The 24,766-nt window shown below is 37.0% G+C and carries 14 protein-coding genes, 1 tRNA gene and 5 pseudogenes; 10 read left to right on the forward strand and 10 right to left on the reverse strand.

All coding sequences use genetic code 11. From position 1 onward, the window contains the following. Nucleotides 1-139 precede the first annotated feature (139 nt). On the forward strand, nt 140-883 hold the full coding sequence (locus tag JCM15092_RS04745; protein ID WP_024993660.1) for a nitroreductase family protein: 744 nt from the start codon (nt 140-142) through the stop codon (nt 881-883). Nucleotides 884-969: 86 nt separating this feature from the next. Here JCM15092_RS04745 and dnaA read toward each other — a convergent pair. From dnaA to JCM15092_RS04760, 3 genes and pseudogenes are all read right to left on the reverse strand, one after another. Continuing rightward, nucleotides 970-2,375, reverse strand: a pseudogene (gene dnaA, locus JCM15092_RS14965) (chromosomal replication initiator protein DnaA). Nucleotides 2,376-2,715: 340 nt separating this feature from the next. Further along, the gene (locus JCM15092_RS04755) at nt 2,716-3,600 is read right to left on the reverse strand and encodes an MlaD family protein (RefSeq protein WP_024993661.1); all 885 of its coding nucleotides are present in this window, start codon (nt 3,598-3,600) and stop codon (nt 2,716-2,718) included. 11 nt (nt 3,601-3,611) lie between these two features. After that, nucleotides 3,612-4,934: an N-acetylmuramoyl-L-alanine amidase family protein gene (locus tag JCM15092_RS04760; protein WP_024993662.1), complete on the reverse strand. Its 1,323-nt coding sequence runs from the start codon at nt 4,932-4,934 to the stop codon at nt 3,612-3,614. Between the two features lie 176 nt (nt 4,935-5,110). Between JCM15092_RS04760 and JCM15092_RS14970 the strand changes: the two are divergent. Both JCM15092_RS14970 and pncB read left to right on the forward strand, forming a co-directional pair. After that, nucleotides 5,111-6,063 (forward strand): annotated as a pseudogene (locus JCM15092_RS14970) (transporter). A gap of 38 nt (nt 6,064-6,101) precedes the next feature. Continuing rightward, a pseudogene (pncB, locus tag JCM15092_RS14975) lies at nt 6,102-7,305 on the forward strand (nicotinate phosphoribosyltransferase). 37 nt (nt 7,306-7,342) lie between these two features. On the opposite strand, the gene JCM15092_RS04775 reads toward pncB, so the two are convergent. From JCM15092_RS04775 to JCM15092_RS14980, 3 genes and pseudogenes are all read right to left on the reverse strand, one after another. Then, nucleotides 7,343-8,737, reverse strand: a complete 1,395-nt coding sequence (locus JCM15092_RS04775) for an aldo/keto reductase (RefSeq protein WP_024993663.1) — start codon at nt 8,735-8,737, stop codon at nt 7,343-7,345. A 6-nt stretch (nt 8,738-8,743) separates the two neighbouring features. Continuing rightward, a complete protein-coding gene (locus tag JCM15092_RS04780) occupies nt 8,744-10,237 on the reverse strand; it encodes a 4Fe-4S binding protein (RefSeq protein WP_024993664.1) in 1,494 nt (497 codons plus the stop codon). Between the two features lie 18 nt (nt 10,238-10,255). Then, nucleotides 10,256-11,418, reverse strand: a pseudogene (locus tag JCM15092_RS14980) (exo-beta-N-acetylmuramidase NamZ family protein). A 54-nt stretch (nt 11,419-11,472) separates the two neighbouring features. Here JCM15092_RS14980 and JCM15092_RS04790 point away from each other — a divergent pair. The 5 genes and pseudogenes from JCM15092_RS04790 to JCM15092_RS04810 all read left to right on the forward strand — a co-directional run bounded on the left by JCM15092_RS04790 (nt 11,473) and on the right by JCM15092_RS04810 (nt 18,283). Further along, the gene (locus JCM15092_RS04790; RefSeq protein WP_024993665.1) at nt 11,473-12,009 is read left to right on the forward strand and encodes an HD domain-containing protein; all 537 of its coding nucleotides are present in this window, start codon (nt 11,473-11,475) and stop codon (nt 12,007-12,009) included. Nucleotides 12,010-12,096: 87 nt separating this feature from the next. Then, nucleotides 12,097-14,821, forward strand: a pseudogene (locus tag JCM15092_RS14985) (putative LPS assembly protein LptD). 58 nt (nt 14,822-14,879) lie between these two features. Then, entirely contained in the window at nt 14,880-16,226 is a 1,347-nt protein-coding gene (locus JCM15092_RS04800) for a uracil-xanthine permease family protein (RefSeq protein ID WP_024993666.1), read from the forward strand. Between the two features lie 26 nt (nt 16,227-16,252). Then, nucleotides 16,253-16,972: a nucleoside-specific channel-forming Tsx family protein gene (locus JCM15092_RS04805; protein ID WP_024993667.1), complete on the forward strand. Its 720-nt coding sequence runs from the start codon at nt 16,253-16,255 to the stop codon at nt 16,970-16,972. 21 nt (nt 16,973-16,993) lie between these two features. Further along, the gene (locus JCM15092_RS04810) at nt 16,994-18,283 is read left to right on the forward strand and encodes an NCS2 family permease (RefSeq protein ID WP_024993668.1); all 1,290 of its coding nucleotides are present in this window, start codon (nt 16,994-16,996) and stop codon (nt 18,281-18,283) included. Nucleotides 18,284-18,358: 75 nt separating this feature from the next. Here JCM15092_RS04810 and JCM15092_RS04815 read toward each other — a convergent pair whose 3' ends face one another. The 4 genes from JCM15092_RS04815 to asnA form a co-directional block, all read right to left on the reverse strand. Next, nucleotides 18,359-19,021, reverse strand: a complete 663-nt coding sequence (locus JCM15092_RS04815) for a uracil-DNA glycosylase (protein ID WP_024993669.1) — start codon at nt 19,019-19,021, stop codon at nt 18,359-18,361. A gap of 62 nt (nt 19,022-19,083) precedes the next feature. Continuing rightward, entirely contained in the window at nt 19,084-19,368 is a 285-nt protein-coding gene (locus tag JCM15092_RS04820; RefSeq protein WP_024993670.1) for a winged helix-turn-helix domain-containing protein, read from the reverse strand. Further along, the gene (locus JCM15092_RS04825; RefSeq protein ID WP_334166400.1) at nt 19,361-19,966 is read right to left on the reverse strand and encodes a hypothetical protein; all 606 of its coding nucleotides are present in this window, start codon (nt 19,964-19,966) and stop codon (nt 19,361-19,363) included. The genes JCM15092_RS04820 and JCM15092_RS04825 overlap by 8 nt, the downstream gene beginning before the upstream one ends. Before the next feature lie 290 nt (nt 19,967-20,256). Next, nucleotides 20,257-21,297, reverse strand: a complete 1,041-nt coding sequence (gene asnA / locus JCM15092_RS04830; RefSeq protein WP_024993672.1) for an aspartate--ammonia ligase — start codon at nt 21,295-21,297, stop codon at nt 20,257-20,259. A 262-nt stretch (nt 21,298-21,559) separates the two neighbouring features. On the opposite strand from asnA, the gene JCM15092_RS04835 reads away from it, so the two are divergent. Then, nucleotides 21,560-21,631: transfer RNA gene (locus JCM15092_RS04835), tRNA-Arg, on the forward strand. A gap of 618 nt (nt 21,632-22,249) precedes the next feature. Further along, a complete protein-coding gene (locus JCM15092_RS04840; RefSeq protein ID WP_235782274.1) occupies nt 22,250-24,757 on the forward strand; it encodes a beta-mannosidase in 2,508 nt (835 codons plus the stop codon). Nucleotides 24,758-24,766 lie beyond the last annotated feature (9 nt).

The raw sequence follows: 24,766 nt of genomic DNA on the forward strand, positions 1-24,766 counted from the left end.
TTTCCAATTTTGGAAAATTGTAGAATTTATTTATAGAAAAATGTTTTTAAGTTCTTGAGGAATTGAGAATTATTTATGCTTTTTTTTGAGGAGTTTGATTATATTCTTTTTATATATTTGTATCTGAAATAAATAATCTATGGAATCAATAAAGAATAGACGTACAATACGTAAATATAAAGATAAAGATGTTTCAAAAGAGTTGATCGACAGATTGCTTGAGACCTCTTTTAGAGCACCTACAATGGGTAATATGCAATTGTATAGTGTTGTTGTTACTCGCGATGTGGAGATGAAGAAGAAACTGGCTCCTGCTCATTTTAATCAGCCTATGGTTATGGAAGCTCCGGCTCTCCTGACTTTCTGCGCTGATTTCAATAGGTTCGTAAAGTGGTGTGAAGAGAGCGATGCAATTCCAGGATACGACAACTTTCTCTCTTTTATGAATGCTGCTACTGATGCCTTGCTCGTAACGCAGGAATTTATAACCTTGGCAGAGGAAGAGGGATTAGGTACATGCTATCTCGGTACAACGATATATAATTCAAAGCAGATAATTGATATTCTTAAGCTACCTAAGCTCGTTGTACCTATTGCTACTATAACCGTAGGCTATCCAGGCGAAAGTCCGGCACAGACAGACAGAATCGATTTCAGGGCTATTGTTCATGATGAGGTCTATAAAGATTATTCATCGGAAGATATTAAGAGTATATATAAGGAGAAAGAGGGACTTGAAGAGAGCTTGAAGTTTATAGAGGAGAATAACAAGAAGACTTTAGCTCAGGTCTATACCGATGTGAGGTACAAACGAGGTGATAATGAGTATATCAGCAAGCTTCTTCTCGACGCATTGAAGGAGCAAGGTTTTATTGAAAAGTAAATATTGATAATATTTAGATATGAAACGAAAATGAGCGGAATAGTTATCATTAACTATTCCGCTCATTTTTTGCGATAATACGATATTTATTTGCTTCTTAAGCTCGATTCTATCTCCTCTATTTCAGATTTGAAACTCTTATCTACATCCACCTGGTCCTTAACGATCTTGCAAGCATGAAGAACTGTTGCATGATCTTTATTACCTATGAGCTGTCCAATCTTAGAAGAAGAAGATTCAGTATGTTTCTTTGCAAGGTACATAGCTACCTGTCTAACTTGAACAATCTCTCTCTTTCTGGTCTTGGTGTGTATTGCAGACTCGTCAATCTCATAATGAGCACACACTTTAGAGATGATGTCTTCAATAGATAGAGGCTTACTCTCACAGCATTTGACGGCTTTCTTTACAATTCTCTGTGTCAGGTCCAAATCAATATCTCTCTTGAATAGTATCGATTGAGCAAGAAGAGAATTTATAATGCCTTCGAGTTCTCTGACGCTTTCGTTTACATTCTCTGCTATATAATTAATGACACTCTCTGGAATAGTGAGACCATCTCTCTTAATCTTATTGCGTAAGATGTTTTTCCTAAGCTCTACATCCGGTTTATCAAGCTCTGCTACCAATCCCCATTTGAAACGAGTAAGAAGTCTGTCTTCCATTCCTTGAAGCATTACCGGAGCTCGGTCGGATGTAAGGATAAGTTGTTTACCATTCTGATGTAGGTGATTAAAGATGTGGAAGAATGTGTTCTGAGTTTTAGTAACTCCCGCAAATTCCTGTATATCGTCTATAATCAGTACATCTATGCTTTGGTAAAAACTTATAAAATCATTGAAGTGATTTGTACGAACAGAGTCAGTATACTGAACCTGAAAAAGGTGTGCAGATACATATAATACTCGTTTGTTAGGATATAGCTCCTTTATCCTTGTTCCTATAGCGTTTGTCAAGTGAGTTTTACCAACACCCGATGGACATAAAGGAAAAGAGGGTTAAAGGTCTTTGCAGGATCCTTTGCAACAGTCTCTCCAACAGTCCGTGAGAACTCATTACTTGAACCTTTAATGAAATTCTCGAAATTGTAATTTGGATTGAGGTGAGGATCAAGCTCCTGTATAACAGGTGCCTGAGTCATGTTTGGTGACTTGTTTGCCTCGTGAATAGAAGTTGGTTTTGAGATAGCTGGAGACCTGTTTGTGCCCTCCATGTTAACCGAAATATGATTAGTCTTATCGGTTAAAACACTATACATCAATTGGGTTCCTTCTCCTATAACTTTGTATAGAACGGAACGTAACAAATCCACAAATTTTTCTTCAAGGAATTCATAGAAAAATGGACTCGGTACACCTATAGTCAATGCTTTGTCCTCATATCTCATGGGGACAATAGGTTCAAACCATGTTTTATAAGTCGTCTCTGCGACATTGTCCTTTATAATATCAAGACAATGTTTCCACAAAACGACAGGATCGTTTACAATCATATAATGCGATTATTATAAAAAGCGAAACTTCTACTATTGCAAATTTCGAAATGAATTTTGATATAAACAAATAGCCTTTTGCTTGCTTTTCTTTTCGATAGTACAAGTTGTTAATAATCAGGAGTTTACGAAAAAGATATTGTAAAACATAAAATGAATTTATTTGCTTTTTTGTATAATCTTGATTATTAGGAAAATAGCCGTGAAGATTAACTCTTTATTTTTTTATTGAGTAGTAAAATAAATTTATCTATTTGCTTTTTTTCAGCGTTTTGGGTGGAATTAAATAAATCAGTGTCGGGGCTCTATTTAGAATAAATCTAATTAGCTCCGATTTTTTTTATTTATTTTTCTTACCAAATAAAGAGAAGTGTACATACCTCTTTGGATTAGATTTCAGGTCTTCTAACAAGAGGGAAGCATTAGCTGTAGTTGAACTCAGATTATTATATAAGGTAGCATCGTTGAATAGAAGACCTAGAGAATTATCCTTTCTGTTAAGCTTGCTAGTGAGCATTTGTACATTATATAAAGTAGAGTCTATTTTGGTAAATGTCTCTTTGTAGTTTATACTTTTCAACTCTCCGCTTATATCTGCGAAGTTTGTGGTTATGACATTCAGGTTGTAACCAATTTTCTGAAGGTCATTATTCATGAAGTGATTTAGAGAAGCTGTTGTCGATTTTAAGTTTGCACTTATAGCTTCTGCATTATTAAGAGTCTTGGCGAGAGCAGGGTCTGCCATTAGTTTATTCAAAGATGTAAGAATGGAATCCATCTTAGGAAGCATCTTTTCTACTTGTGGGAGAAGCTCATCCTGGGCGACGCCAACTAATCCATTATCGACCACTCCTTTCAGAGTATCACCAGGATTGTAGTAAGAGTTACCTTTTTCAAGAATTAGATTCATCTTTACAGTACCTAGCATTTCAGATACAAGTTCACCATAACTCCCTTTGGGCACTCTCATCTCTTTCTCAACCTCTACCATAACAGTTACATTACCTGGTTTCTGGTAGTTGTATTCAATTTGTCTTACTGTACCTATCTTATATCCATTGGCATATACCGGACTTGATCCTGCTAATCCGTTGATATTTGAATACTCAACATAATAGAAATTGCTGGATTGGAACAGGTTTATGCCTTTTAGATAATTAATTCCATAATAAAGAATCAATAATGCTAAAACTCCAATCAGTCCTATTTTTACCTCTTTTTTCATTTTTAGTTTCTTTAATCTCTTTTATCCTTAAACTCTTTGACAGCTTCATTCACATCTATCTTTTCTCCATTCTTGAAAGCTATTATGAAAGCATCCTTAAATACTTTTCTGACCTCTCTGCTTATTTTTAGAATCTTGTTGTAATCTGTGTCAGACTGATATGTATATTTATATGTGCCATTCTCTTTATAATAATCTATAGGAGCGTAGCCTTTGAAGGCCCTGTCTTTCTCTTTCAATAATTGATTTGAGGCAGCAATCTGAATCTTGAAAACTGGTTTGTCTTTACTTTCGTTTTTTTGCTCTTTAGTATTATCACTCTTCTTATCTTTAACAACATCTACATCACGTCTATTGTTGTTCTGTTTGTTATTATTGATTAAGATATTGCTCTTTTTGTTTGATGAGGTAGGATATGGATATGAAACTACATTCTTGTCAGAGTCTTTTGCTGAAACAATCTCTTTTTCAACTGAGGCAGAATCATTTACATCAATTATTATATCTTCACTCTTCTCATCCTTATCTTCAGCTACAGCTAACTTAGCTTTGCTGTCATAAGATCTCTTATAGGTCATGAAAGCTTTAAAAATACCACTCGCCATGCTGCTCGCTCCTTCATTAGAGATCAGATACTGCTCTTCATTTGCATTTGATATATATCCAAGCTCAACTAGCACGCTAGGCATTGATGTTGCTCGCAAAACAAGGAATCCTGCTTGATGTACTCCTCTGTCTGTTCTTCCTACATTATTTTTGAAAGAGCTCTGTATCCTCTTGGCAAAGAGTACACTATTCTCCATATTCTTATCCTGCAGGAACTCGAACATTATATAGCTCTCGGAAGAGTTTGGGTTGAAGCCTGCGTATCTCTGCTTATAATCGTTCTCGACAAGAATTACTGAGTTCTCACGTTTTGCGACTTCCAAATTCTCTTCGGAACGGTGAAGACCTAAGGTATAAGTTTCAGCACCACTTATACTTTGTCCGTTTCTTGCTACAGCATTAGTGTGAATGGAGATGAAGAGGTCAGCTTTTGCGTTATTAGCAATCTCTGCACGTCTGTCCAAAGGAATAAAGATATCATTCGATCTTGTGAAAATAACTTTGGTATTTGTAGAATTAGCATTAATCAATTCTCCTAATCTCAATGCTACTCTTAGATTTATATCCTTCTCTCTTCCGCTTTTTCCAATTGCTCCCGGGTCGTTTCCTCCATGTCCGGGATCGATGACAACAACGAAGTCCTTTCCCAAAATCGTGTTTGATGAAAAAGGGAAAAATAGCCCAAGGCTACAAATAAAAAATATTATTTTAAGTCTGTATGTACCCATATCAATATAATTTGCAAATTTAGGTAATTTATGATAAAACTAAACATTTATCTCTCCGTTTTATCAAAAATCCAATACTTAATCCACAAAAGCAGATAAAAAGAACTGTTTTCAGCTGAATTATTGGTTATTTTGCACACCATATTAATATGGCGCTAATAAAATTATAAATAGGTATGATAGTTTTTTTAAAGAATTGGGCTTTACCATTTGCAATGCTTACAGGGGCAATTGCATACTTCTTATTATCCGGTATTACAGCACTTTCAGCTGCTAAACCTTATATCCTTTGGTTGGTAAATTTTTTTACTCCACTACTTATATTTACTCAGCTTCTACTAACTTTCTGTAAGGTGGAGCCTAAAGAGTTATTTCCTAGAAGATGGCATTTATGGTTGTTGCTTATTCAGATATTCTTTAGTGGCATCGTTGCATGATACTTCTTTTTGCAGATCTTACTTATGAATATAAGATTGTGTTTCAGGCTGCAATAGTATGTCTGATATGCCCAACAGCAACTGCTGCAGCGGTGATTACAGGTAAGTTGGGAGGCAATGCTTCATCGCTAACTACATATACATTACTCTCGAATATACTTGCAGCTATTGCAGTTCCTTTGGTCTTTCCACTGTTGGAGCCACAAGCTAATGTAACATTCGTTTCTGCTTTTCTTAAGATATTAAGTAAGGTGTTCCCTCTACTTTTATTTCCTTTTTTTCTTGCAATGTTTTTAAGATATTGCATGCCTAAGTTACACTCCACACTTCTAAAATATCATGGAATGGCCTTCTATCTTTGGGCTGTATCTCTTGCTATCGTAACGGGACAAACTGTGCGCTCACTGGCAAACAGCACAGCAGCTCCAGGTATAGAGTTAGAAATTGCGTTTGCCGGTCTTTTTGCATGTGTTGTTCAGTTCTTCTTAGGTAAGAATATAGGCAGTATATACAATGATAGGATAAGCGCCGGGCAAGCATTGGGTCAGAAGAATACCGTTCTTGCAATCTGGATGGCATTTACATACCTTAATCCATTATCGTCAGTGGGACCTGGTAGCTATGTTATATGGCAAAATACAATTAATAGTTATCAACTCTGGAAAAAAAGGAAGAAAGAGCTTAAGAAATAGTGAAGTAATAGATATATATTTGGACAAAGAATATAATTATGAAGCAGATAATCACCCATTTTACAGACGATGATTTGTATAAATTTACAATGTGTTGTGCTGTAATAGATAATTTTCCACGAGCACAAGTTAAATATTCGTTTACAGATAGAAATAATACAATATACCCTGAGGGTTTTTCTGATGAACTCAATAAGCAGATAGAGATGCTTGAGTCATTGGTTATCACAGACCAAGAGATAGAGTTCATGAAAAGCAGATGTTACTATATACCGGGATGGTTCTATAACTATTTAAAAGGGTATAGGTTTGATCATAAATGGGTAAAAGCATGGCAGGACGAGAGTGGACATCTTCATGTTGAACTTCAAGGTAGCTGCAGATACAATTTTGCTTGAAGTGAAGGTACTTGCTATAATCTCCGAGCTATACTATATAATGACAAAAAAGGATAGCTATTTCGACTATGATGAGTACTATAAAAAATCATATGCTAAAGCGGAAAGACTTCTTGAAGCAGGATGTGTCTATAGTGATTTCGGAACAAGAAGAAGAGCATCTCTTCAGGCGGAAGATACTGTAATCAGAGCAATGAAGGATTGCAGTATGAGCAAGGAGTGGAGCGGCAAGTTCGTTGGAACAAGCAATATATACCTTGCTATGAAATATGATATGCTACCTGTTGGCACTATGGCGCACGAGTTTGTATGTGCCATAGGAGGAATGTATGGTCCACAGATGGCTAATCATATTGCCATGAATTCATGGCGAAACACTTTCCGCGGAGCATTAGGAACATATATTTATGATAGTTTCGGATGGGATATCTTCAGTCTTAATTTCTCTGAAGATTTTGCCAACCTTTTCAAGGGATTGAGAATTGATAGCGGAGATAATATGAAACAGCTAACTAGGATATCGGAAAAGTACCGTTCACTGGGTATTGATCCAAGGAGCAAACAAGTTATCTTCAGCAATGCCCTTAATACTTTAAATGCTATAGAAATTCAGAAATATGCAAAGGATTTATGCCAGCCATCATATGGAATAGGTACTCACTTTACCAATGACTTCGAAGGAATAGAACCTATGAATATTGTGATTAAACTTATAGCAGCCAAGATAACAGAGTCGTGGTCATTCTATAATGATACATGTAAGTTAAGTGAGGACGACTCCAAGCATACGGGTAAGCCTGAAGTGATAAAAAGATTCATGGATATTCTTAATATGAATAAGTAATAATAAAAAAGCCTCCAATCGGAGGCCTTTTTATTTTCTATAACTTGTTTTGTTTTATCTTCTCTACGTATTCATCAATTCTGTGAAGTTCTTCAGGAATATCTATCTTCTGAGGACAGAGACTTACACATTTATTACAACCTATACAGTGGCTTGCCTGTCTTAGTTTTGGAACCGATCTGTCGTATCCTATTAGGAATGCTCTTCTTGCTTTAGCGTAGTTCTCATCTTTAGCACTTTCGGATACGTTGCCTTCATTTACACATTTGTTGTAGTGCTTGAATATACCAGGTATGTTCAAACCATAAGGGCATGGCATACAATATTCACAGTTAGTACAAGATACAAGCGGATATTGCAACAGTTCTATAGCAGTCTTATTTAACAGCTCCTTTTCCTCGTCGGAAACCGGTTCAAGAGGGGAATAAGTGCGTATATTATCCTGCAGATGCTCCATAAATGTCATACCGCTCAAAACTGTGAGTACTCCTTCGGGAGATCCTGCAAATCTGAAGGCCCATGCTGCATTGCTGTCTTCTGGGCGTTTCTCTTTGAGGCTCTTTACGATATGCTCGTTTAGTGTTGCCAGTCTACCTCCCAGAAGAGGCTCCATGATTACAGCAGGTATATTCTTTTTCCTAAGTTCTGAATAGAGATACTTGGCATCTATATTTGCGCCTAAAGGTTTTATCCAATCCAGATAATTAAGTTGAATCTGAACGAAGTCCCATTTCACGTCCATTGCAAGCAGATAGTCGAATGCTTTTACATCGCCATGAAAAGAGAAACCTAAGTTTCTTATTCTTCCTGCCTCACGTTCCTTCAACAAGTAGTTTATAAGTCCGTTGTCAATAAACCTATCATGTAGTGTCTGTATGCAGTCACTCCCTCCACCGATGGCGTGAAGAAGATAGTAGTCTATGTAGTCTACCTGCAGCTCTTTGAAAGACTGCTTATATAGTTTGACAGAGTTTTCGAAAGAAGGGTCTGAGAAGTTAGACATCTTTGTTGCGATGTAATATTTATCTCTAGGGTGACGTTTTAATGCTATACCTGTTGACTTCTCCGAGTATCCACGCATATATACCGGAGCAGTGTCGAAATAGTTCACTCCGTGAGCCAGGGCATAGTCAACAAGTTTGTTCACTTCCTCTTGGTCAATTGGATTTTCGTCATCTTTAGCATTCTCTTTCGCCGGCCAGCGCATACATCCATATCCCAATATAGATACTTTATCCTTTGTAGTAGGATTGATTCTGTATGTCATTTTATCTGTTGGCACATCACCTAGGTTTGTATTATTCTCTTCAGATTTGTCTTTAGAATTCTCTTTAGGTGAGGAGCATCCATATAGCATTACACCGGTAGTAACTATGCCACTTCCGAATATCTTTAAAAAGTTCCTTCTTGATATATCTTTTCTTTTTTCCATAATATTCTAGATTTTTCTATGACGTTCATGACCAGTAACATATATAGCGCTAAGTGGACTAACGGGACATAAGTTTTCACAAGCACCACATCCTATGCACTTTTCGGTGTCAATAGCAGGAATAAGTATCTCTTCACTTTTTGCTTCCTTAGGTGGTACCATATGTATAGCACCTGTGGTACAGTGTCTTCCGCAGTTTCCACATGAAACGCCTTCAGTATTTGCTATACACATTTCGGCTACCCATACGGCATGGCCTATCTGTTCTGCACTCTTATCCTCAATAGTTATAGGTCTTATAGCTCCTGTAGGACATACACTTGAACATTCATTACATTCAGGTCGGCAATATCCTTTATCGAACTTCATGATAGGTTGCATGAATGTCTCTAGTTCAGTCGACGGGTGTAGAACATCGTTAGGACAGGAATTAATACAGAGTTGGCAAGCAGTACAATGTTGTGCCAAGTGTTTTATGCTGGGTGATCCGGGAGGAGTTATTTTCGTTACGTTTTCTCTTGCCTTTTTATCTTTAATGATTGCCAGCCCTCCATCAACCTTCTTTTCCTGTGCACTAATGATAGTGCTGACTGCAATTATGGCTGATGAAGAGAGAAATACTCTCTTTCCTTTATCAATAATTTCAGGTTTCCCTTCATCGTTTTTTGCCTTTTTGCCGGAGTCTATTCTTAGCTTGTATTTTATAGCATTTCTCTTGCACTTTCCTATGCAGTCCATACAAACAACACAGCGTGAATAATCTATAACATGTTTCTTGTTATCTATGCATGAACACTTACAGTTGCGGGCACATAATCCGCAACCGTTGCACTGCGTTGTATCAATTGTTGGACGGAAAAGAGAAAATTTGGAAATGAGCCCTAAAAAAGTACCCACCGGACATATTGTATTGCAATAGCTTCTTCCATTTAAGAATGCAAGTACGAAAAGTAAACCTATAGTGACTATTGCAACCGATAAGACAATCCAATTCTTTATCCATACATCAACGCTGTAGAAAGCATAGCTGTTGTAGCGCTCTGCAAGATATGCAAAGAGATTGTTACCCCAGTCGTATATAGGTGACATAAGGTTTGAAGCAATGCGTCCATAAGCGCTATATGGCTCAAGGATTGATACAATGAAATGTACTCCTGCAACTAGACATATTATGAATATGGCAAGCATAAGATATCTTAGCCATGATATTGCAGGAGAGAAAGAAAATCTGTTTTTCTTTGCTTTACCTCCAAACCATGTGAATATATCCTGCATAACTCCAAGAGGGCATATCACAGAGCAGTATATTCTGCCGAAAAGCAAGGTAAGGATAAGTAACAGAACTATTACTATTACATTTACCGAAAGAATTGCCGGAACGAGCTGTATCTTTGCCAGCCATCCGAACCATTGGTGGAGTGTTCCTGTGAAATCGAGGAAGAGCAAGCTTATTATCGTGAAAAAAATAATAGCTGCTGTGACTCGTACTGTTTTAAGCATAATATTTAGATTAAAATATTAATATAGTAAATATTTATTTCGAATTTCCTTATATCTGTTAAGATCACCTTCCCATGAAGCCTCTATCTGTCTCTCGTCAGCTCCATCTATTATCATCTTCCTTACCAAGCTGTCTCCCATCAGTGTGTCAAACCATTTTGGACGAGTGAAGAATGAGTTTCCCTTACCATTTTTCTTGTACTCTTTATAATAGCTTATAATGTATTGAAGACTTAATCCTTTAGGTGGATTAATGTTCCTAAGGTTGTTGCCAAAACATTTCCTGTCTTTGTATAGAGGATTTTTGTCAAATCCATTCATGGAACGTGGTGTGAAACTATAAGTGTATACTTTTATATCAGGTGATCCTATTACCTGAAAAGGATATTTTGTACCTCTACCTACACTTATAGCAGTACCTTCAAAAGGACAAAGTGATGGATAGAAAGCAACAGCCGTTTCATTTGGAAGGTTGGGAGAGGGCTTTACAGTTGGAGAATATGGGTCGGAGTGCTTCCAGCCTATTATTGGTATCACTGTTATCCGAGCTTTCAGCCCTTTGTCTAGCCAACCCTCTTCATTGATCATGTTTGCAAGTTCTCCTATAGTGCACCCATGCAACAGAGGTATAGGGTCTAGAGAAACAAAACTTTTTAGGAAGTCTTTCCTTACAGGACCATCTACATAGTCGCATGGATTTGGTCTGTCCGTTATTATAAGTGGCTTGTCGTTTTTGGCACAAGCTCCATTACATAGTGCATGGTACTTATATAAGTAAAGAAACGTGCCCCTACATCTTGTATGTCAAAAAGTAAAATGTCAATATCTTTCAACTGTGTTGATGTGGGTTTCTTGTTCTTCCCATATAGTGATATAATAGGTAAGCCACTTTTTTTATCCTTGCCATTACTGATATGCTCGCCTGCATCGGCTGTCCCACGGAACCCATGCTCCGGGGCAAAGATCTTCTTGACTTTAATATTTTGACTCAATAGAGTGTCAAGCAAATGTGTTCCTGTTGAACCAATTAAAGAAGAGTGGTTTACAACAAGCCCAACGCTTTTCCCCTTTAATAAAGGTATAAGCTTATCCATTTGTTCTGCCCCTGTATGAATATTTTGAGCAGATGAGAATATTGATATAAATAAGATATATGTAAGTAAAACTGAGCGTATCTTCATTCTATGTGCTGATTATTTATTATCATTGCACAAATTTAAAATTAAATTTAAAACATGGATGCTTTGTCTATTATAAATAAATATTATTCAGAAAATAACGATTGTAAAGATATTCTCATCACTCATAGCAAGTCTGTAGCAGATAAAGCAATTCAGATAGCGAATAATCACCCGGAACTCAATTTAGATAAAGATTTTCTTTATGAGGCAGCGATGCTTCATGATATCGGCATAATCTTTACTAATGCTTCCGGAATATACTGTTTCGGAGAGTCTCCTTATATATGCCATGGAATACTTGGTGCCGAAATTCTTAGGAAGGAGGGTTATCCTAAACACGCACTGGTATGCGAGCGCCATACAGGTGCCGGAATTACAATGCAAAACATTATAGATAACAATCTACCTATTCCACATAGAGATATGCTTCCCCTTTCACTTGAGGAACAGGTGATATGTTTTGCTGATAAGTTCTTTTCTAAGACTAAGTTGCAGAATGAAAAAACTGTAGAGAAGGCTCGCAAGAGCCTTCTGAAATTCGGTGATGATGGAATTGAAAGGTTTGACAGATGGTGTAGAGAATTTCTTTAATATTTTAAACGAATTTATTTACGACCATTTTCTTTATTATTTATGCATATTGATTAATTTTGCATCTTAAAGCGTAAAGAAAATATAATGACGCCATTAAAACGACATAGATCTTCATCTTTTATATTTATATCCTTGCTTCTGTTGCTGACTTTCAACTCAGTAGCTCAGCGAACTAATCGAAATATCTCTTCCCGCAAAATAGATACTACTAAAGTTGACTCAACAAAAGTAGATTCACTTAGTACTGATAGTGTACAGAAAAAGAAAAAATCAGCTCTTGATGCTCCTGTTGCTTATGAAGCAAACGACTCTATTGTCTTCACTGAAGATGGATTTGCTCATCTTTTTGGAGCCGGTAAGGTAAACTATGAAAAGATAGAACTTACCGCCGATGCCATCTCCATGAACATGGACAGTAGCACTGTATTTGCGCGAGGAGTAAAAGATTCTACCGGAGTGGAGAAGGGTACACCTGTTTTTAAAGATGGAGAAACTCCTTATGAATCAAAGGAGATGAGATATAACTTCAAGACAAAGAAAGGTTTCATAAACAATATTGTCACACAACAAGGCGAGGTATATAACAAGTCAGGAGTCAAAGAAAAATGCTAATGATGAGATATTCCTTACTCGTGGTCGCTATACTACATGTGATAATCATGCTCATCCCCATTTTTACCTACAGCTATCAATGGCAAAGGTTAAACCAAAGAAGAATGCTGTTTTCGGACCAGCTAACCTTGTAGTGGGTGATGTACCGTTGCCAATAGCTATTCCTTTTGGATTCTTCCCTTTCACCAGCAGCTACTCTTCAGGTTTTATAATGCCGACTTACGGATATGATAATAACCGAGGATTCTATCTCCGCGATGGAGGATACTACTTTGCAATAAGTGACAAGATGGACCTTAAGGTGTTAGGTGAACTATTCACTAAGGGGTCATGGGGGCTCTCTGCACAGTCCAATTATAACAAACGCTATAAGTACAGCGGATCTTTCAACGGTAGCTACATGATAACAAAGACTGGTGATCAGAACCTACCGGACTACTCTGTTACAAAAGACTTCAGAATAAGTTGGAGCCACAGACAGGATCAGAAAGCTAATCCAAATTCGACATTTTCGGCAAACGTTAACTTTGCAACAAGTAGCTATGACCGCCGTAGCCTGAGCAGCCTTTATAACCCTCAGCAGTTCTCGAATAATGTCAAGACTTCCAGCGTGAACTATTCAAGGACATTTCCTGATATAGGCCTTACTTTATCAAGTACTTTTAATATCGAGCAGAATACCAGAGACTCTTCAATAAGTGTTCGTCTTCCCGACTTGGACATTAACTTGGCCCGTTTCTACCCATTCAAAAGGAAGAAAGCTGTAGGTCAAGAGAAGTGGTACGAGAAAATATCTGTTCAATATACAGGACGATTGACCAACTCTATAAGAACTAAGGATAACTTAATTCTTAAGAAAGGTATAAGCAGTTGGACTAATGGTATGCAGCATAGCATTCCTGTAAGTGCAACATTCAATCTATTTAAATATATTAATGTTGTCCCATCTTTGAACTATACAGAACGTTGGTATCTTAAAAAGCTTAATCAGAACTACAATCAAGAGACTCAGACTGTAGAGAAGACATATGAAAACGGATTTTACCGTGTTTACAACTATGATACCAGCTTAGATATAAATACTAAGCTCTATGGTTTCTATAAACCATGGAAAAAACTGTTTGGAGATAAGATTGAGGCAATACGTCACGTAGTAACTCCTAGAATTGGATTTAGCTATTCTCCAGACTTCGGTAGTTTAGACTATGGTTACTATGGTCAATATTCATATACTGACAAGTACGGACAAGTAGACTCAGTTAGATACTCTCATTTCGAAGGAGCTCCTTTCGGAGTACCGGGATCAGGTCGTAGCGGAGTTGTCAACTTTGGTATTGATAATAATATTGAGATGAAGGTTAAGTCGGACAAAGACTCTACCGGTGTCAAGAAGATCAGTCTTATAGACCAGTTGTCTGCAAATATATCTTATAATACTGCTGCAAAATATCAGCCATGGAGTGACCTTAGTATGAACCTTCGATTAAAGTTGACAAAGAGTTATACATTCAATATGAATGCTTCTTTTGCAACTTATGCATATACATTCGACAAGTCGGGTAATGTGATTGTTGGTAATCGTACAGAGTGGTCGTATGGCCGTTTTGGACGTTTCCGTGGATATAGTGGTTCATTTGCCTATACCCTGAATAATGAGACATGGACAAAACTCTTTAAGAAAGGTGATAAAGAGGAAGATAAGGAGAAAAAAGATAATAAAGCTTTGGAAGATCAGGATGAAGAGACGGATATGAAAGATGAGGAGAACAAATCGAATATCCGAAAGACTGAGAATGCAAAAATAGATCCTGACGGATATCTAGCCTTTAAGATGCCTTGGTCAATAAATCTGAGCTATTCATATAGTATTGCTGAAGACAGAAGAAAACAGATAAATATAAAGAGTATGCGTTACCCATATTCTGTAACACACTCATTGAATGTAAATGGAAATATTAAGTTAGGAAGCCGTTGGAATATAAGTGGTACATCAGGATACGATTTCAATACGAAAGAGGTTTCCATGACTTCTTTTAACATAACAAGAGATTTACACTGTTTCACTATGTCTTGTGGTGTAGTACTTAAACCTTTTACTTCATACAATTTCAGTATACGTGCTTTATCAGGTATGCTAACAGATGCACTTAAGTGGGATCAGAGAAGTAATACAGGTAGTGCTGTTAACTGGTATTGATATTAATATACTATTTGAAAAATACTTTTTTATTAATCATTAATCAAAAACAAAATAAATGGGACTCACACAAACAAATGAGGACGGCATTTATGATGCTCGTTCTCTTGGTCGTGCCAAAATGTTATTGCTAGGTTTGCAACATATGTTTGCAATGTTTGGCGCGACAGTTTTGGTGCCTGCTATTACAGGATTGTCTGTATCATCAACTCTTCTTTTCGCTGGATTAGGCACGCTTCTTTTCCATATGATTACAAAGTATAAGGTACCTGCTTTCTTAGGATCATCTTTCGCTTTCCTTGGGGGATATGCTACAGTAGTGACATTGGGCAAAGAATACAATCTTTCACAGGCTGAAGCATTGCCATATGCTTGCATCGGTGTCTTTTTTGCCGGATTTGTATATTTCATTGTAGCTGCTCTGATAAAGAGTTATGGAACAAAGAAGGTTATGAAATTCTTCCCACCAATCGTAACAGGACCTATCATTATCAGCATTGGTTTAACACTTTCGGGAACAGCTGTAGCTAGTTGTGAATCAAACTGGCTTATAGCTTTGGTAGCTATTGCAATAGTCATCCTTGCAAACATATGGGGCAAGGGAATGATAAAGATTATTCCTATTCTTCTTGGAGTAGTAGGTTCATATCTAATAGCAGCAATTGCCGGAGAAGCTGACTTCTCTTCAGTTGCATCTGCTCCACTATTTGGATTTCCTTTTCAGCAGCAAGATACTGTATTGCCGGTGATAATGAATCCTAACTATAGCTTACTCATTGCTTCTATTCTTACTATAATGCCTATTTCACTAGCTACAATAGTAGAACATATCGGTGATATTTGTGCTATTTCATCTACAGCAAGAAGAAACTATCTTTCAGAACCGGGCCTTCATCGTACTCTATTGGGAGATGGTCTTGCCACATCAATGGCTTCACTCTTCGGCGCTCCTGCAAATACTACATATGGAGAGAATACCGGTGTATTGAATCTTACTAAGGTTTTCGATCCGAAAGTTATCCGCTTAGCTGCAATATTTGCCATAATATTCTCTTTTAGCCCTAAGTTTGCTGCACTTGTAAGTGCTATGCCGACTGCAACAATGGGAGGTGTTTCTTTGGTACTTTATGGAATGATTTCTGCTATCGGTGTAAGAAATGTTGTTGAGAATCAGGTTGATTTTACAAAATCAAGAAATGTTATAATAGCAGCACTAATTCTTGTGCTTGCAATCGGTATTCAGTATGGTACTAAATCTTCTTCTATCTCAATTGGCTTTACCAATCTATCCGGACTTGCTGTTGCAGCAATAGTAGGAATACTTCTTAATGCAATTCTTCCAGGCAAGGATTACGAATTTGGTAAGAATCAGGTAGGAGATACATCAATGAATCTTGAAGTATAATCACATATAAATAATACAATATAATTATGAAAAAAAGCTTATTACTTGTATTTGCTATGATAGGCATGGCTTTTACAACTTCTGCTCAGAACATTCAACTTCATCGTGATTTAGGCAATGTATTGAGTGATAAACTTGAAGATCGTCCAACACTAACTAGTACAGTGGAAATGTTTAAACCAGACTCTTGGGGTAACACATTCTTCTTCGTTGATTTTGACTATGCACATAGCGGAGTGCAGAGTGCTTATTGGGAAATATCAAGAGAATTCAATCTTGGTAAAAAAGGTTTTGCAGCTCACATTGAGTATGATGGTGGTCTTAGCAAGTTTGGTTCATACAACAACGCTTATCTTATCGGTCCTGCTTTCAACGGTCACAGTGCCGATTTCTCAAAAACATACTCTATACAGCTGATGTATAAGTATATCCAAGGTTCTAAATACAGAGGAATACATCACAACTGGCAGTTGACAGGTGTATGGAGTACTACCTTTGCAAAAGGTGCTTGTACATTCAGTGGATTTGCTGACTTGTGGCATGACAATACTGTAAGTGGTAATCTGATTTTCCTTAGCGAGCCTCAGTTCTGGGTTAACCTTAATGCTCTTAAGGGGGTAAATAAGAAGTTTAACCTTAGTTTAGGTACAGAAGTCGAAATAAGTAGCAACTTTGTATATGGTAAGGGAGTATCAAATAATAGAAGTTATGTTATCCCTACTGCTGCTGCAAAATGGACATTCTAAACAATCTAAACTTATCTATATATGTTACAAAAACTATTCGGATTTGACCCGACTAAGAATAAACTCAAAACTGAAATTATAGCAGGTATTACAACATTCCTGACTATGGCATACATTCTTGCTGTAAACCCAAGCATGTTTACTGCTTGTGGAATGCCTGCCGGCTCAGTATTTACTGCAACAGCACTTGCTGCCATAACCGGCACTCTGATAATGTCATTATGGGCAAAACTTCCTTTTGCTCTTGCTCCAGGTATGGGACTTAATGCATTCTTTGTATTTACTGTATGTTTAGGCCTTGGCCACTCTTGGCAATTTGCTCTTACTGCAATCCTTATTGAAGGTCTGATATTTGTGATACTTACACTTACTAATCTACGTGAGGCTATTGTCAATGCTATACCTGCCAGTCTTAAGAATGCTATCGGAGCAGGTATCGGCCTTTTCATTGCATTCATCGGCTTACAAAATGCAGGTGTAATTGTAAAGAATGATGCAACTCTTGTAAGTCTTGGTGATATTACATCGGGAGCTCCAATGCTTGCTATGATAGGCCTTATCATTACAGGAGTCTTCATTGCTAAGAATGTAAAGGGAGGTCTGCTATGGGGTATACTTATTACCGCTATAATAGGTATTCCTATGGGTCTTACTCACTACAGTGGTATCATGTCTGTACCAGACTCTTTGGATCCAATATTCATGAAGTTCGAGTGGGACAGAATACTTTCTTTGGATATGGTTGTTATTGTATTTACATTCCTCTTTATTGATATGTTCGATACAATAGGAACTTTAGTCGGTGTATCTACTAAAGCAAACATGCTTACTCCCGAAGGAAAAATTCCTAGAGTGAAAGAGGCATTCATGGCAGATGCTATTGCTACATGTGCTGGTGCATGCTATGGTACATCTACAACAACTACATATGTAGAGAGTGCTGCCGGTGTAGCACAAGGTGGTAGAACAGGTCTTACCTCTTTCGTAGTTGCAGTATGCTTCACTATTGCACTTCTTTTTTCACCACTATTCCTATCAATACCAGCAGCAGCTACTTCTCCGGTGCTTATAATAGTAGGTCTTTTCATGTTATCTCCAATCAAGAATATTGACTTGGATGATTTCTCTGAATCAATTCCTGCATTTGTATGTATCGTTATGATGCCTTTGGCTTATTCTATTTCAGATGGTATTCTGCTTGGAATGATATGTTATGTAGTTCTTAATGTATTATGTGGCAACTTCAAGAAGATAACCATAACAATGTATGTACTTGCAATAATATTTATGTTGAAGTATATCTTTATCTGATATTAGGAGATTATTATAATTAAAAATAGCCTGATGTCGTCATCAGGCTATTTAATTATATAAACTATACCGATATTACCATTCGATAGGTGTCTCTCTATTTGCAACAAGATATTCATTTGTTCTGCTGAAATGTCTGTTGGCAAAGAATCCGTTATAAGCAGATAGAGGAGATGGATGTGCTGAGGATAAGACAAGATGTCTTTCTCTGTCGATAAAAGCTCCTTTCTTCTGGGCATAAGCACCCCAGAGTATGAACACCAGATGCTCTTTCTCCTGTGCCAATGATTGAATAGCTGCATCGGTGAACTCTTCCCATCCTTTTTTCTGGTGTGAGCCTGCTTGATGTTCCCTTACTGTAAGAGTTGCGTTTAGCAGTAATACACCTTGCTGAGCCCAGCGTGTCAAATTTCCGGTTGTAGGAATAGGACTACCTATATCACTTTTTATCTCTTTAAAAATATTCTGAAGTGATGGAGGAAACTGTACACCATCGTTTACTGAGAAACAGAGGCCGTGAGCTTGTCCTGGTCCATGATATGGATCTTGTCCTATTATCACAACCTTTACCTTGTCGAAAGGGCAAAGATTAAATGCATTGAATATTAGGTTGCCCGGAGGGTATATACGTGTCGTATGATACTCTTCTCTTACAAAATCAGTAAGCTTTTTGAAATACTCTTTCTGAAACTCAGGAGCCAGATGCTTCTTCCAGCTTTCGTCTATTTTAACATCCATTTTTCACTAATTATAGAGATACACCTATTTTTCTCTCTTTACAAAAGTATATCTTTTTATAATTATATCTTTAAATACTCCTTTAAATTCTCTACGTACTCTTCAAAAGCAACTTTTCCTTCAGTGGTTATACTGCATGTAGTCCTCGGCTTCTTCCCGGAAAAACCTTTTACTACGCTAATATAACCTGCATTGCTCAATTTGTCGATCTGTACACTCAGATTTCCTGCGGTGGCTTTAGTCTGTTCTTTTATGTATACAAAGTCAGCCTCCTCAACAGATATGAGAATAGACATTATTGCCAATCTCAGTTCAGAGTGTAGCAGTGGGTTCAGCTCCTTAAACATTTTTATTTGCTTTGCTGTTCAAAATGTGTCCAGGAATAACCATCATTATGAAAAATATTGCTGAAAAAACAAGAATACTATCCAAACCTCTATATATAAGGCAAGCAGAACTTAGAAACATTGATACTATACCGCAGATTGTAAGGATATTAAATTTTATAACTAATCCGGTAAGTGCTGTGCCCATAGCCATCAATAATAATACTGAGAAAAGGATAGGCATAGATGTAACACCAAGTACAGGTGAGAGAAAAGCCAATATGGTGACTATGAAACCTGCTACACCAAATATAATCCATATCTTACTGATTACTGAATCGACAAATGTTTTTACATATACCTTCTTCTTTCTCTGAGATAACAATGTTAGTGGAAATGCAATTATCGGTAGGGCAAACCATAATGCTTGAGACCAACCGCATAAGGTGTATTTACTGAGACCCCATACAAGAAGAGATATAATTATTGTAGTGTAACCCCAAATAAGAAAAGGTGTACCTGAATTCTTTGTTATCTTCTCTTGAGTGTTTTTAATCATGCTTGATATAAGTTCAAGAGACTCGCTGTTGTTTAATATACGATCTTCCATAAATTTCATATAAAATTAAATTAAATAATTAATGAATTAACTCTGTTAAGCTTAACTGGTACAAATATAAAGTAGTTTATAATATAAACCAAACATGCGGAGAAATATTTTATGAATTATCTGTTTTTTATTTATGTTGCAGGAAAAAATAGGTGAGAAACAATATAAAGTCGAACAGGAATTCTATAATAGGATAGGGCAGTGGGTAGTGTAATTGTTTGATATGATGCTTATAAGCTGAATCTATAAAATGATAGGGTGACGAAATCGCCACCCTATCATTATAATATATATATTATCTATATAAGCAACATTCCTATTTTTTCACACTCCTGTCTCATCTCTTCAGGCCAAATACTTGCTTGAATCTCTCCGATATGACCTTTTCTCAGAAACAGCATGCATAGTCTTGACTGACCTATGCCACCGCCAATACTTAGAGGTAGTGTTTCATCCAATAGTCTTTTGTGAAAATAAAGTTCTTTTCTCTTTTCTTGTCTGGTCATTTTAAGTTGTTTCAGAAGGGCTTCCTTATCAACTCTTATTCCCATAGAAGATAGCTCTATAGCTCTTTCAAGGACATCATCCCATACCAACAGGTCTCCATTAAGACCGGCTAATCCTGTAGATTTATCTATTGTAGTCCAGTCGTCATAGTCAGGAGCTCTTAAATCATGTTCTTTTCCATCGCTCAATTTGTTACCTATTCCGATGATGAAAACGGATCCAAATTTCTTTGTTATTGCGTCTTCACGCTCTTTTGGAGTCTTGTCAGGATACATATCCAATAGCTCTTGAGAGTGTATGAAAGTTATGTCGTGAGCTAGGAATGATTTAATCTGAGGATACATCTCACAGATCATATATTCTGTTCTGCGCATAGCTGCATATATTCTTACAACTATCTGTTTTAAGAAATCAATTGTTCTCTGCTCTTTAGTGATTACTCTTTCCCAGTCCCATTGGTCAACATATAGTGAGTGAAGGTTACCTAACTCCTCGTCAGCACGGATAGCATTCATATCTGTATAGATACCATATCCGGGATCAATATTATATTCTGCTAGAGTAAGTCTTTTCCATTTAGCCAGAGAGTGTACTACCTCCGCCTTTGACTCACCCAAGTCTTTAATTGGAAATGACACAGCTCTTTCAGTTCCGTTTAGATCGTCGTTTATTCCCATTCCTTTAAGAACGAATAGAGGAGCAGTGACTCTTCTTAATCTTAATTCTGAAGATAAGTTCTGTTGGAAGAACTCTTTGATCTGTTTAATCCCCAATTCTGTTTGCTTTAAATCTAATATTGCTTTATACTTTCGGGGCTTTATAAGGTAACTCATTATGTCAACTTTATTATTAATATTTTTTTAAATGTCGGCAAATATATAAATTAATTATTATAATGATAGAAAATGAGGGTAAAATATTGTCAAAATGATGCAAAAAAAATAATAGTAGTACGCAAAATAACATATGGAAACCAAAAGAGGCTTATAATTTGATCTTTTTGTAGTTAAAATTGACAAATGTCTTTTTTATTGCCTAAAGTGCTTTCCGGTTGGAAAGGATGGATATATTTTATACTTTTGTCGCAAACAAAAAGCGCCCGTAGTTCAATGGATAGAATATCGGATTCCGGTTCCGACGATATGAGTTCGAATCTCATCGGGCGTACTGATAGAAATTCTGACTACCTCTTTATATCCTATTATTCTCCAATATAATGTTGGGCTTCAAGTAAATTCAATATTCTTCAGAGGAAAAACCTCATATTTTCTTATAACCATTATCAGAAAGCATAGCTTATCAATTTCGATTTTATATTTAGATATTTTGAACAACTAGTCAATGTTTTGTTCGTTTGCCGTCGCCGTCTAATAGGTTGGCGTCGCCGTCCGATCGTTTGCCGTCGGCGTCTGAATGGCTGCCGTCGCCATCTGATGATTATATCATGTAACGCCCATAAATAGAGTACTTTATGTAAAGAAATAAGGGAGCTTCAATTGAACTTTCCTATATTCTGATATATCATTTAATCATCAACAAATCATATCTAATTCTTAAAAGGCTTATTTAGATACGCTCTATGTTCTTAAAATAGTTTTTTAAATAGTGTAGGGCTTTTAAAGAAAATGACATTAAATCGTTAAATTAATAAATAATTATCGGCTTAATTTCTTAATTTCACCTAAATAAAATACATTTACATTCTTAACTATGAATTGATAATATATTATGAAACAATTGAAAATTCTGTTTTTTACTCTATTTCTATTTCAGTTAAATTGTATTATGGCAGGATCTATTAAAATAGTCAATCTTGATGATTGCAAATGGGAATTTAAACAAGTCGGTAAAGGTGAATGGATGTCGGCAAAAGTTCCGGGAACTGTTCATCAGGATTTGATTGATCATGACCTTTTGCCTGATCCTTTTTATGGATTGAATGAGAATAAAGTACAATGGGTAGAGAATGAAGATTGGGCTTACCGGACATCATTCAATATTACCGATAATGAGATGAATTATCAAGGTGCCATTCTGAATTTTGAAGGTGTTGATACTTATGCAGACATCTACTTAAATGGTGCATTGATAAAGCGCACAGACAATATGTTTGTTGGTTACACTATTCCTGTAAAAGGCTTCCTTAGAAAAGGGGAGAATAATCTCCAGATACTTTTCCACTCTCCAATAAAGATGACTCTTCCTCAGCTTGAAACTCAAGGATTCCAGTATCCTGCTGATAATGACCATAGCGAGAATAAAGTGAGTGTATACTCACGAAAGGCTCCTTATAGCTACGGATGGGACTGGGGTATACGTCTTGTAACAAGTGGTCTTTGGCGACCTGTTACTCTTACCTTCTTTGACAATGCTTTTATTGATGATATGTATGTACGTCAGGAAAGTGTCACTGAAAAAGTTGCCAAATTAGACAATATTTTCACTATAAACAGCCTTGCTGATGATAATGCTGTTGTCAAACTGGAATGTTCATATAAAAGTGAACCTGCAGTAACTGTTCAGAAAGAGATAAAACTACAAAAGGGTGAAAACACTATCTCTCTTCCTTTAGTAATAAATTACCCACACTTGTGGTGGCCTAACGGATGGGGTGAGGCTGCGCTTTACGATTGTGTTGCTACTATATCTGTGAATGGAAAAGAGGTAGCTCTGAAAAAGGAGAGGATAGGGCTTAGAACTATAGAGGTAGTTTTGGACGATGACAAAGATGGAAAGTCATTCTTTTTCCGTGTGAATGGCAAACCAATGTTTGCTAAAGGTGCCAACTATATCCCAGACGATGCACTCCTTCCAAATATCACAGAAGATAGAATAAAGAGAATGTTTGCAGATGTGAAAGATGCAAACATGAATTTGATAAGAGTATGGGGCGGTGGCGTTTACGAGAGCGATCTATTCTATAAATATGCTGATGAAAATGGAATAGTGTTATGGCAAGATTTCATTTTCGGTTGCACATCATACCCTTCGGACCCAACATTTATGAAGAGAGTTGAGGAGGAGGCTTACTATAATATCCGTCGTCTGCGTAACCATGCAAGTTTAGGCATGTGGTGCGGAAACAACGAAATACTGGAAGGATTGAGATATTGGGGATGGGAAAAGAAGTACAGCGACCCATCTATCATGAAGGAGATGTTTGAAGGATACGACAAACTATTCCGCCAGCTGCTTCCTGCTAAGGTGAAAGAACTTGATCCAGGCAGATTTTATATGCACGGTTCTCCTTATGAGGCGAACTGGGGGATTCCTGAGTCATGGAAGATTGCAGATAGTCATAACTGGGGAGTTTGGTATGGGCGTAAACCTTTCGAGGCATTCGATAAAGAGGTAGGAAGATTTATGAGTGAATACGGTTTCCAGTCGTTCCCAGAGATGAAGACTATATCCACATTTGCCGCAGAGAAGGACTATCAGATTGAATCGGATGTTATGAATGGTCATCAAAAAGCCTCAATAGGTAATGAACTTATTGACAAGACAATGAGGATTTACTATAATGTTCCCGAGAAGTTTGAGGACTTTGTGTATGTAGGTCAGGTGCTACAAGGTAAGGGAATGCGTAGAGGCTTTGAGGCACACCGCAGGAATATGCCATACTGTATGGGTACCCTCTACTGGCAGCTTAATGATAGTTGGCCGGTTGTATCTTGGTCTAGCATTGACTATTATGGAAACTGGAAGGCTATGCATTATGAGGCAAAGAGAGCATTCGCTCCAATCATCATAAACGCAATTAAGGAGGGTGATGACCTAAACTTCTATATTATATCCGACAGACTTGAGGATAATGACAATGTTACTCTCGAATTGAAGACTATAGATTTCACTGGGAAGGTGTTGGCAAAAGAGATTGTTAAGGGCAATATCAAGGCAAACAGTTCGGTTCTTTTCCATAAAGCAGATTTCAACGCCATGGCTAAGAGCCCAAGAGAGAGTCTGATATTGATGACTCTGAAAGATAAGAGTGGGGAAATTATAAATAAGGATCAATACTATTTCAACTATCCTAAAGATCTGGATCTACCAAAAGCAAAAATAGAGACTAAGCTAAAAAAGGCAGATGGCGAGTATATGTTGACTGTTAAGAGCAAAGAGCTTGCTAAAGATCTGTTCATAGAGGTTCCTGTTCAGGGTGCTAGGTTCAGCGATAATTTCTTCGACCTGTTGCCGGGGGAGACAAAAGTGGTGATAATCAAGTCGGATAAGTTGAAGAAGAATGATAATTTTAATATCAAGATACATCAGTTGAGCGATACAGTTATAAAATAAATCTAACCT

This window comes from Phocaeicola paurosaccharolyticus JCM 15092, from assembly GCF_000613805.1.
In the GTDB taxonomy this organism is placed as follows: domain Bacteria; phylum Bacteroidota; class Bacteroidia; order Bacteroidales; family Bacteroidaceae; genus Phocaeicola; species Phocaeicola paurosaccharolyticus.